Annotated in this window: 10 protein-coding genes; 8 read left to right on the top strand and 2 right to left on the bottom strand. The window is 61.9% G+C overall.

The annotated features are described in order from the left end of the window. The first annotated feature begins 178 nt into the window (after nt 1-178). The 8 genes from HX793_RS01995 (at nt 179) to HX793_RS01960 (ending at nt 7927) form a co-directional block, all read left to right on the top strand. Entirely contained in the window at nt 179-901 is a 723-nt protein-coding gene (locus HX793_RS01995; RefSeq protein WP_016975198.1) for a GntR family transcriptional regulator, read from the top strand. Next, entirely contained in the window at nt 898-1686 is a 789-nt protein-coding gene (locus tag HX793_RS01990) for an SDR family oxidoreductase (RefSeq protein ID WP_177051021.1), read from the top strand. The genes HX793_RS01995 and HX793_RS01990 overlap by 4 nt, the downstream gene beginning before the upstream one ends. A 67-nt stretch (nt 1687-1753) precedes the next feature. Continuing rightward, nucleotides 1754-2686: a 3,5-dioxohexanoate:acetyl-CoA acetone transferase gene (gene kce / locus HX793_RS01985; RefSeq protein WP_016975200.1), complete on the top strand. Its 933-nt coding sequence runs from the start codon at nt 1754-1756 to the stop codon at nt 2684-2686. Nucleotides 2687-2887: 201 nt separating this feature from the next. After that, nucleotides 2888-3766, top strand: coding sequence for an SMP-30/gluconolactonase/LRE family protein (locus HX793_RS01980; RefSeq protein WP_177095989.1), 879 nt, complete (start codon nt 2888-2890; stop codon nt 3764-3766). Between the two features lie 73 nt (nt 3767-3839). Then, nucleotides 3840-5162, top strand: a complete 1323-nt coding sequence (locus HX793_RS01975; protein ID WP_177095987.1) for an MFS transporter — start codon at nt 3840-3842, stop codon at nt 5160-5162. A gap of 55 nt (nt 5163-5217) precedes the next feature. Continuing rightward, complete coding sequence (locus tag HX793_RS01970) at nt 5218-6534, top strand: MFS transporter (RefSeq protein ID WP_133074307.1); 1317 nt, start codon at nt 5218-5220, stop codon at nt 6532-6534. Nucleotides 6535-6592: 58 nt separating this feature from the next. Beyond that, complete coding sequence (locus HX793_RS01965; protein ID WP_016975204.1) at nt 6593-7516, top strand: LysR substrate-binding domain-containing protein; 924 nt, start codon at nt 6593-6595, stop codon at nt 7514-7516. Nucleotides 7517-7564: 48 nt separating this feature from the next. Beyond that, nucleotides 7565-7927, top strand: a complete 363-nt coding sequence (locus tag HX793_RS01960) for a 5-carboxymethyl-2-hydroxymuconate Delta-isomerase (RefSeq protein ID WP_016975205.1) — start codon at nt 7565-7567, stop codon at nt 7925-7927. 3 nt (nt 7928-7930) lie between these two features. On the opposite strand, the gene HX793_RS01955 is transcribed toward HX793_RS01960, so the two are convergent. Together HX793_RS01955 and HX793_RS01950 are read right to left on the bottom strand one after the other, a co-directional pair. Then, nucleotides 7931-8866: a LysR family transcriptional regulator gene (locus HX793_RS01955; protein WP_016975206.1), complete on the bottom strand. Its 936-nt coding sequence runs from the start codon at nt 8864-8866 to the stop codon at nt 7931-7933. 137 nt (nt 8867-9003) lie between these two features. Next, entirely contained in the window at nt 9004-10191 is a 1188-nt protein-coding gene (locus HX793_RS01950) for a cyanate transporter (RefSeq protein WP_177095985.1), read from the bottom strand. Nucleotides 10192-10364: the final 173 nt, after the last annotated feature.

Raw genomic sequence — 10364 nt, 5'->3', positions numbered from 1 at the left:
GCGGGCTTGCTCGCGAAGACGGAGTGTCAGTCAACAATGCTGTGACTGATCAACCGCTTTCGCGAGCAAGCCCGCTCCCACATTTATCTGTGCACTCTCATAAATGGGAAACTATTTGACATATTTGATTTGTGATCACATATTGAGGCCATAAGAACGACAACACAGGTTTTGCCTCATGACAGATGGTCCGCTCCTCCTGCCTACCCTGCGCCAGGTGTCCCGCGATACCTTGCAAGACCAGGTCTACCGCCAGATCCGCGAAGCCTTGATGAGTGGCCGTTTCCAGCCTGGCCAGAAACTCACCATCCGCGGCCTCGCCGAAGCCCTCGGTTCCAGCCCCATGCCGGTGCGCGAAGCGCTGCAACGCCTCAGCGCTGAAAACGCCTTTGAAGTCACCGAAACCTCCCGCCTGCGTGTGCGCCTGATGACGGTCGAGCGCCTGCGCGAAATCCGTGATGCGCGGGTCGCTCTTGAAGGCTTGCTCGCCGAAAAGGCGGTGTTGCTCCTGCAGAAAGCCGACCTCGATGAAATCACCGATCTCTGCCAACAGATGCAACACGCCGCCGACGAAGTCGACGTGTCCCGCTACCTGTGGACCAACTTCGCCTTTCACCGGCGCATTTACGCCGTGGCCCAGGCCGAGTTGACCATGGCCGCCGTGGAAAATTTCTGGCTGCACATGGGCCCGTGCTTTGCGCTGGTCGCCCCGGATAAAGCTCACCTGCAACGCTCGATGGAAGCGCACACGCGCATTGTCGAAGCCCTGGCTGCCCGCGATGGCGCCGGCGCACGCGCAGCGGTGACCGATGACATCATGCAGGCCGCCGACTCCCTGGCGCGCCTGCTCGTCAAGAACGACCGTTCGCGGTCGTCTGCTTCAGGAGGTAAACGTGCATGAGTGTCCTACAGCGGCTGCAGCCCTATCCTGGGTTACGTGTGTTGATTTCCGGCGGGGCTGCCGGCATTGGTGAAGTGCTTGCGGCGGCGTATCTGGAAGCCGGTGCACAGGTGCATGTGTGTGATGTGAGCGAGCCGGCCCTGGCCGCGTTCCGCGACAAATACCCAGGCACCGTCGCCACCCGCGCGGATGTCAGTGATGCCGCGCAGATCGAGGCGGTGTTCAAGGTGCAGCGCGAGCGTTTCAGCGGCCTCGATGTGTTGGTCAACAACGCCGGGATCGCCGGGCCTACCGGCGGCATCGATGCGATCAGCGACGCCGAGTGGCAAGCCACCATCAATATCAATCTCACCGCGCAATACCGGTTTGCCCACCACGCCGTGCCGATGCTCAAGGAATCGTCCCACGGCCATATGCTGCATATCGCCTCGGTGGCGGGGCGCTTGGGTTACGCGTGGCGCACGCCCTATGCGGCGACCAAATGGGCGATCGTCGGCTTGATGAAATCCCTGGCCTCGGAGCTGGGCGAGAGTGATATCCGCGTCAACGCCTTGCTGCCCGGTATCGTCGAAGGCCCGCGCATGGACGGCGTGATCCGCGCGCGTGCGGAGCAGGTCGGCGTGCCCGAAGCCGAGATGCGCCAGGAATACCTCAACAAGATTTCCCTCAAACGCATGGTCACCGCCGAAGACGTGGCCGCCATGGCGTTGTTCCTCTGTTCGCCCGCCGCACGCAACGTGACCGGCCAGGCGATCAGCGTCGACGGTAACGTCGAGTACCTGTAAGCCACGGAAGAACACATCGCGCTGTACCCAGGATTTTTTTCATAAGAATAAAAGTCGGAGATTCGTCATGTCCAAAAATCGTCCTGTCATCATTACGTGCGCCGTTACCGGTGCGATTCATACGCCGTCGATGTCACCGCATTTGCCGATCACCGCCCAGGAAATTGCTGACGCCGCCATCGGTGCCGCCGAGGCTGGCGCTGCGATTGTGCACCTGCATGCCCGTGACCCCAACGACGGTCGCCCCAGCCAGGACCCGGCGTTGTTCGCCGAGTTCCTGCCGCAGATCAAGGCCGCCAGCGACGTGGTGATCAACATCACCACCGGCGGCGCGCCGACCATGGGCGTGGAAGAACGCCTGCAGCCAGTGATGCAGTTCAAGCCGGAACTGGCTTCGCTGAACATGGGCTCGATGAACTTCGGCCTGTACGAAATGCTCAACCGCTTTACCGACTTCAAGCACGACTGGGAGCGGCCGTACCTGGAGGAAAGTGATGACCGGATCTTCCGCAACACCTTCCGCGACATCACCCACATTCTCAATTCCTGCGCCGAAAACCGCACCCGTTTCGAGATCGAGTGCTACGACATCGGCCACCTCTACACCGCCGCGCATTTCCTGGAACGCGGCCTGCTCAAGCCGCCGTTGTTTATCCAGTCGGTGTTCGGCTTGCGCGGCGGCATCGGCGGGCACCCGGAAGATTTGGCACACATGCGCCGTACCGCTGACCGTCTGTTTGGCGACGACTACGTGTGGTCGATCCTCGGCGCCGGGCGTGGGCAGATTCCGCTGGCGACCATGGGCCTGTCCATGGGCAGCAACGCGCGCGTGGGGCTTGAGGATTCGCTGTGGGACGGGCCGGGCAAACTGGCGGCGTCGAATGCCGATCAGGTCCGGCGCATTCGCACGGTGATCGAAGCGCTCGGGCACCGCGTCGCCACGCCGGATGAAGCGCGGGAAATTCTCGGGCTCAAGGGGCGCGATCAGGTCAACTTCTAACCCACAACTGAGGTCGCGTCCTGGGTGTATTCACCGATCCACTGTAGGAGCGAGCTTGCTCGCGAAAAACTCCAAGACATCGCATTACACCAGGCAGCACGCGTTATCGTTGATGTTTTTCGCGAGCAAGCTCGCTCCTACAAGGGGATATCCCATCAGGGCGCGGCCGTCATCCCGCACAACAACAATAAGGGGATCACCATGCGTATCGAAGTGCTTGTCGACGTCAAGACCACCCTGGGCGAAGGCCCGGTGTGGGACGTCGAGCAACAACGCTTGTATTGGATCGACAGCGCCGACGGCCGCATCTTGCGATGCACCGACGACGGTCGCGAGCTGCGTGCCTGGGAGGTGGGCCAGAAAATCGGCTCCATGGCCCTGCGCCACGACGGTGAGTCGGCTATCGTCGCCCTGCAAAACGGCGTGCACACCCTCGACCTCAAGAGCGGTGAACTCAACCTTGTCATCGACCCGGAACCGCACCTGCCGAACAACCGCCTCAACGACGGCAAGGTCGACCGCCAAGGCCGTTTTATCTTCGGCTCCATGGACACGTTGGAAGACAGCGCCAGCGCCAAGCTTTACCGCCTGGACGCCAACCTGAGCCTGCACACCCTGGACGAAGGCATCATCGTGTCCAACGGCCCGTGCTGGAGCCCGTCGGGTGACACCTTCTACTTCTGCGACACCTGGTCCGGCGAGATCTGGGCCTACGACTATGGCCTGGCCACCGGCAACGTCAGCCACCGTCGCACCTTCGCCAAGGTCGATACCTCCGGCGGTGGCGCCGCCGATGGTTGCACCGTGGATGCCGAAGGCTGCCTGTGGCAGGCGCTGGTCTACGCCGGGAAACTGGTGCGCTACACCCCCGACGGCCACGTCGATCGCATCATTCAGATGCCGGTGAAAAAGGTCACCAGCCTGACCTTTGGCGGGCCGAACCTGGACACTCTGTTTGTGACCTCCATGGCCAAGCCGCCGCTGCCGCGTTTTCCGGCAGACGGCCAGCAGCGCGGAGCGCTGTTCGCCATTACCGGGTTGGGCGTGCAAGGAATAGCCGAGCGACGGTTCGCCAGCTAGCGCGTGTGTGTGACAAGGCATATTCCTTCGCAACCTTGTGTCAGTGCGCGCCCTCGCGCGCCTGGAGAGGCCCATGGCAACTATCAAAAAAGCGTCCCTGCGCAGTATTCACCGGCATTCCTGGGTGTCGCTGCTGGTCTGCTGGATGATCTGGATCCTCAACGCCTACGACCGTGAGATCGTGCTGCGCCTGGGGCCGACCATCTCCAAGCATTTCGACTTATCCGCCGACCAATGGGGCACCGTGGCCACGGTGGTGATGCTGGCCCTGGCGCTGCTGGATATTCCCGGTTCGATGTGGAGCGACCGTTACGGCGGCGGCTGGAAACGTGCGCGCTTCCAGGTGCCGCTGGTGCTGGGCTACACCGCGATCTCGTTTCTGTCCGGCTTCAAGGCGCTGAGCGGCAACCTCGCCACCTTCATTGCCCTGCGCGTCGGCGTCAACCTCGGCGCTGGCTGGGGCGAGCCGGTGGGCGTGAGCAACACCGCCGAATGGTGGCCGGTTGAGCGTCGCGGTTTTGCCCTGGGCGCGCACCATACGGGTTACCCGATTGGCGCGATGCTCAGCGGTATCGTCGCGAGTTTTGTCATCACCGTGTTTGGTGAAGAGAACTGGCGCTATGTGTTCTTCTTCGCGTTCGTGGTGGCGTTGCCGTTGATGATCTTCTGGGCGCGCTATTCCACCGCCGAGCGCATCACTGCACTGTACGTCGACATCGCCGCCAAAGGCATGACCCCGCCGGACAACGCGCCGGCCAGCCAAGTCAAAGGCGAGGCCTGGCGTACATTCCTTGCCACCTTGCGCAACCGCAATATCGCCCTCACGGCCGGCAATACGATGCTCACCCAAGTGGTGTATATGGGCGTCAACATCGTGCTGCCGGCCTACCTCTACAACATCGCCGGATTGTCCCTGGCCGAGTCGGCGGGGATGAGCGTGGTGTTCACCCTCACCGGCATCCTCGGGCAATTGGTGTGGCCGTCGCTGTCGGACATCATCGGCCGGCGCACCACCCTGATCATCTGCGGTGTGTGGATGGCGGCGAGTGTCGGCGCGTTCTACTTCGCCAACACCCTGACGTTGATCATCGTCGTGCAACTGCTGTTCGGCCTGGTGGCCAATGCGGTGTGGCCGATCTACTACGCCGTGGCCTGCGACTCGGCCGAACCGTCAGCGACGTCCACCGCCAACGGCATCATCACCACCGCGATGTTCATCGGTGGCGGCCTGGCGCCGGTGCTGATGGGCAGCCTGATCGCCATGGGCGGCGGCTGGACCACGTTGCACGGCTACACCGTGTGTTTCTTTGTGATGGCTGGTTGCGCCCTGGGCGGCGCACTGCTGCAACTGTTTTCCCATCGCCCCCAGGCGTTGGCTATGCAACTCGACTCCTAGAACAACACCGATGCGCCCCCCAGCCCGGCTGGCGGGGCGCCAAGAGGAATTGCCGATGACTACCGCGACTTCCGCCCGCACCCCGCAGGCGCTGAACAAACTGATGTTCGTCAAGTTGATGCCCTTGCTGATCATCGCCTACATCCTGAGCTTCCTGGACCGCACCAACATCGCCCTGGCCAAGCATCATCTGGACGTCGACCTGGGCATTTCCGCCGCGGCGTACGGGTTGGGCGCGGGGCTGTTTTTCCTGACGTATGCGCTGTCGGAAATCCCCAGTAACCTGATCATGCACAAGGTCGGCGCGCGATTCTGGATTGCGCGGATCATGGTGACCTGGGGCCTGATCTCGGCGGCCATGGCCTTTGTGCAGGGCGAGACCTCGTTCTACGTGCTGCGCCTGTTGCTGGGCATTGCCGAAGCCGGACTCTTCCCCGGCGTCATGCTCTACCTCACCTACTGGTTCAACCGCGAACAGCGGGCACGCGCCACCGGTTATTTCCTGCTCGGTGTGTGCTTTGCCAACATCATCGGCGGCCCGGTGGGCGCGGCCTTGATGCGCATGGACGGGATGCTCGGTTGGCACGGCTGGCAGTGGATGTTCATGCTCGAAGGCCTGCCAGCGGTGGCGTTTGCCTGGGTGGTCTGGCGCAAATTGCCGGACCGTCCGAGCAAGGCGCCGTGGTTGTCGGCCGAGGAAGCGCGCGGCATCGAACAGCGCATTGCCCAAGAAACCGAAGAGGGCGCGGGCGAGGGTGGTCACTCGTTGAAAAACTGGCTGACCCCGCAAATCCTGCTGGCGATCTTTGTGTACTTCTGTCACCAGATCACCATCTACACGGTGATCTTTTTCCTGCCGAGCATCATCAGCAAGTATGGCGAACTGAGCACCATGAGCGTCGGCCTGCTGACCTCGTTGCCATGGATCGCGGCGGCACTCGGAGCCTTGCTGATTCCGCGTTTTGCCACCACGCCCGGGCGTTGCCGGCGGTTGCTGATCACGGGGCTGTTGACCATGGCGTTGGGCCTGGGCATCGCGTCGATATCGGGGCCGGTGTTCAGCCTGCTCGGTTTTTGCCTGTCGGCGGTGATGTTCTTTGTGGTGCAGTCGATCATCTTTCTGTACCCGGCTTCGCGCCTCAAGGGCGTTGCGCTGGCGGGCGGGCTGGGTTTCGTCAACGCCTGCGGGCTGCTCGGCGGGTTTGTCGGCCCCTCGGTGATGGGCGTGATCGAGCAAAGCACCGGCAATGCGATGAACGGCCTGAAGGTGATTGCGCTGGTATTGGTGGTGGCGGCTATTGCGGCGCTGCGGTTGCGCATGGGGCACGAGCCTGAGCGTGGCGCACAGGCCAGCGAAGCGTCCTACACGTAGACGCCGGCAACGCGGCTTTCTACACTGCGGCTTGTCTTGGGGAAAGGGGCAGGCGCCGATGAATCGCAATGAATTACGCAAGGCCGACATCAACCTGATGGTGGTGTTCGAAGCGCTGATGCTGGAGCGCAACGTGACGCGGGTGGCGGAGAAGTTGTTTCTCGGCCAGCCGACCATCAGCTCGGCCCTCAACCGCTTGCGTACTTTGTTTAATGACCCGCTGTTCATTCGCGTCGGCCACCGCATGGAACCCACGGCGCGGGCCGAGGAAATCATCCAGCACCTGTCGCCGGCGCTGGACTCGCTATCCTCGGCCTTGAGCCTGACCCACGATTTCGACCCGTCCATCAGCACCATGACCTTTCGCATCGGCCTGTCCGATGATGTCGAGTTCGGCCTGTTGCCACCGTTGCTGCGTTCCCTGCGCCAGGAAGCGCCGCAAGTGGTGTTTGTGGTGCAACATGTGGACTACTGGCGCATCCCGGATCTACTGGCCTCTGGCGATATCACCGTCGGCATCACCCAGACCCGTGGCCTGCCGGCAAATGCCAAGCGCAAGCTGCTACGCCATATCCGCCCGCGCATCCTGCGTGCCGATGCCTCGGAAACACCGCTGACCCTCGACGAATACTGCTCACGCCCTCACGTGCTGGTGTCCCACACCGCCAACGTGGCAGGGTTCGCCGATGAGTGGCTGGCGGAAATCGGCCGCAAGCGCCACGTGGTGTTGTCGGTGCCGCAATACAGCGCACTGCCGGCGTTGCTCGCCGGCACCGACCTGATCGCCAGCCTGCCGGACTACACCGCCGAGGCCATGGCCGTGTCGGGCCACTTGTTCTGCGAGCCGTTCCCGTTTGAGACGCCAACCCTGGATTTGTCCATGGTCTGGCTCAGCCACGTGGACACCGACCCCGCCGAGCGCTGGGTACGCTCGCGACTGGAAGCGTTCATGAGTGATCGAGGGTTGGCGACCAAGGCCTGACTCCGTGGTATATCTAGGCATCTTCCTACGAAAGACTCGGAGCCCTCCATGCCACACCTGCACCTGGAATACACCGCCAACCTGACAGGCCTTGCTGTCGAGAAAACCCTGTTGCGGCTCAACAATGTGCTGATGGCGTCCGGGCAGTTCGGTTCCGAATTCGATATCAAAAGCCGTGCGGTCAAGGTCGAGACGTTCCAGGTGGGCACCTCCCTCGACCCTCGCGGTTTTATCGCGGTGAAGTTGTCACTGCTCAGCGGACGGTCGCCGCAGGTCAAGAAACAGTTGTCGGAAAGCCTGCTGGCGGTCTTGCAGGACTTGGGCGACTGGCCGGCGGGCGTGCAGGTTCAACTGAGTGTTTTGTTGGTCGATATGGACCGCGATTCCTACAGCAAAGTCGCGATTGGCTAAGCCCTACAACAAGCCCTGATCCGCACACACCTTCACCACCTGCTCACGAAACCAGGTATTGGCACTGTCCTGTTCACTGGTTTCGTTCCACTGCATCTCCAAGGTGAACCCCGGCAAACCGTTCGGCGCTTCGCAATGGCCGAACACCGTGGACGGCGCCAGCAACTTTTGCACGCGGCGCGGCAGAGTGACGATGAAATCGGTGCCGGTGATCATCTTCAAGGCCGCGCTGTAGCTGTTGGCGCGGGCGATCACCTGGCGCTTGTGGGCCTGGCGCGCGAGCCAGCCGTCGATCATGTTGGTGTCGGAGGTCCACGGCGTAGGGAACACGTGGCGGCGTTCGACGAAGGACTGCAGGCTGAAGGCCGGTTCCCGGGGCGCCGAGCGTTTGTCGAACACGCACACAAGGTCGTCCTCCAGCAGCATCTGGGTGCGGAAATCTTTGTGGGCGCGGTGGAAGTTGGGGCCGAAGCAAATCACCAGGTCGAGGCGACCTTCGCGCAGGTCGTCGGCGGGGATGTCGGTTTCCAGCTTCTGCACATTGACGATCACCGGCAGGTCGGCGCGGTCGAAGTTTTTCAACAGGCGCGGCAGGATCAACTGTTCGAAATACTCCGGCGCACACACGCTGAAGGTCACGGCCTGCTGCGTCGGGTCGAACGCCTGGCCACCGGCGTGGCACAGGTTGATGCTTTCGAGGATTTTCTGCACATGGCCATACATGGTGGTGGCCTTGTACGTCGGCCGCATGCCGGCGCGCGTGTTGATAAACAGCTCGTCTTCAAAACTGGTGCGCAACTTCTTCAGGCTGTAGCTCACGGTGGACTGGCTGACAAACAGCGTTTCAGACACCTCGGTAACACTGCTCTGGTCATAGACGGCGATAAACACCATCAAGTCCTGCATATCGAGCTTTCTGAGCAAGTTACTGTTTAGCATCGGTTTCGTCCGTAAACCCTTTGTACCGAATTCAGTACAAGACAGCACAAAAGCTTAACGGAACGAGCGTGCCAATAGAATGCTCTGTAGGGCGTTTCTATGTTTGGTGTGAGACAAATACTGTTTACAACACGACCTCAGCGGATATGTCGTGCGTAATGCTTTGGGTTGAAGCGCGTGACGATCAACAGCATCACTACGATCACTGCCGTGAGCGACCACCAGGCCCATTCGAAGCTGCCCAGTTGATCGCGGATCATCCCGGCGATCAGCGGCGACAGCCCGGCAATCAGGTAGCCGATGCCTTGCACAAACGCGGTGAGGCCACCGGCGCGGCGCGGGTTGTCCAGATGGTCGAGGGACAGGATCAGGCTCATCGGGAACAGGCCGCCGATGCCCAGGCCGAGCAGGCAAGGCCACAGCAGGCTCAGGTGTTGCGGGCTCAGGATCAGGCCGCAGAAACCGAGGATGATCAGCACCAGCAACACCGCAACGACGCCGCGTTTATCCTGGCGACGGTTGGCGATGGCGGGGGTGATCAGGCCGGACACGACTTCCATGGCCGTCAGGAAACCCAGCAGCAAACCGGCGTTCTGTTCACTCCAACCTTGCTCCACGTAGTACGGCGCCAGCCAGGCGAGTACGCAGGTGTAGGACGCGGTACCGAGGCCGAAGAATACCGCGAGCAACCACGCGCGACCGTTGCCGAAAAATGATTCTTGAGGGCCCGCTCCGGCTTGGGGCAGTGGCGGCAACACCGAGCGCTGCGCGTACCAGAACACCAAGGCCAACAGCGCCAGCACCGCCCAGATCGCCAGGCCGATGCGCCAACTGCCGGTCTGCACCTGCACGAACGGTGCAAACGATGCGGCGAGCGCCGCGCCGCCCATGATCGCGGTGACGTACAGGCCCATGAACAGCGAAACATTGTCACTGAACCGCGACTTGATCAGCGCCGGCATCAGCGCCTGGATCAGCGCAATCCCCAAACCGGCGGCGATGGCGCTGACAATCAATTCCAGTGCTGAATCGAGGAACAGCCTCGACAACGTCGCCACGCCAATCACCAGCAGCGACACCACGATGCTGCGGTGCTCGCCAAATCGCTTGGCCACGCCCATGCCAAAAAACATCGCCAAGCCCATGGCCATCACCGGCAACATGGTCAGCAACGCAGCACTGCTGAAACTCAAGGGCACCTCGCCACGAATTGAGGACAACAGGGGGCCGACAGCGGCCATTGAGGGGCGCAGGTTGAGGGCGACCAGCACGACACTGATCATCAGCCAGACGGCGGTGGTGGGTTTGGTTTGGATGGTTTCCATGGGACGGCCTTGAGTGAACAGGGGCGAATCAGGCCACGGGCGGGAAGAGGGGGCAAATGAGAAAGTCGCAGGGGCTATCTAAAAATTGCGGATGCCTTTGTGGCGAGGGAGCTTGCTCCCGCTGGGGCGCGAAGCGCCCCCCAGATTTTAGGGCCGCTACGCAGCCCAGCGGG

Source organism: Pseudomonas reactans (assembly GCF_013387025.1).
GTDB lineage: Bacteria > Pseudomonadota > Gammaproteobacteria > Pseudomonadales > Pseudomonadaceae > Aquipseudomonas > Aquipseudomonas reactans.
Note: the sequence above shows the minus strand (reverse complement) of the source record. Positions and strands in the feature narration are given on the sequence as shown.

Excerpts from the sequence above, each read along its gene's own strand:
- HX793_RS01995 (WP_016975198.1), top strand. The coding sequence starts at position 179 with ATGACAGATGGTCCGCTCCTCCTGCCTACCCTGCGCCAGGTGTCCCGC.
- HX793_RS01990 (WP_177051021.1), top strand. The coding sequence starts at position 898 with ATGAGTGTCCTACAGCGGCTGCAGCCCTATCCTGGGTTACGTGTGTTG.
- kce (WP_016975200.1), top strand. The coding sequence starts at position 1,754 with ATGTCCAAAAATCGTCCTGTCATCATTACGTGCGCCGTTACCGGTGCG.
- HX793_RS01980 (WP_177095989.1), top strand. The coding sequence starts at position 2,888 with ATGCGTATCGAAGTGCTTGTCGACGTCAAGACCACCCTGGGCGAAGGC.
- HX793_RS01975 (WP_177095987.1), top strand. The coding sequence starts at position 3,840 with ATGGCAACTATCAAAAAAGCGTCCCTGCGCAGTATTCACCGGCATTCC.
- HX793_RS01970 (WP_133074307.1), top strand. The coding sequence starts at position 5,218 with ATGACTACCGCGACTTCCGCCCGCACCCCGCAGGCGCTGAACAAACTG.
- HX793_RS01965 (WP_016975204.1), top strand. The coding sequence starts at position 6,593 with ATGAATCGCAATGAATTACGCAAGGCCGACATCAACCTGATGGTGGTG.
- HX793_RS01960 (WP_016975205.1), top strand. The coding sequence starts at position 7,565 with ATGCCACACCTGCACCTGGAATACACCGCCAACCTGACAGGCCTTGCT.
- HX793_RS01955 (WP_016975206.1), bottom strand. The coding sequence starts at position 8,866 with ATGCTAAACAGTAACTTGCTCAGAAAGCTCGATATGCAGGACTTGATG.
- HX793_RS01950 (WP_177095985.1), bottom strand. The coding sequence starts at position 10,191 with ATGGAAACCATCCAAACCAAACCCACCACCGCCGTCTGGCTGATGATC.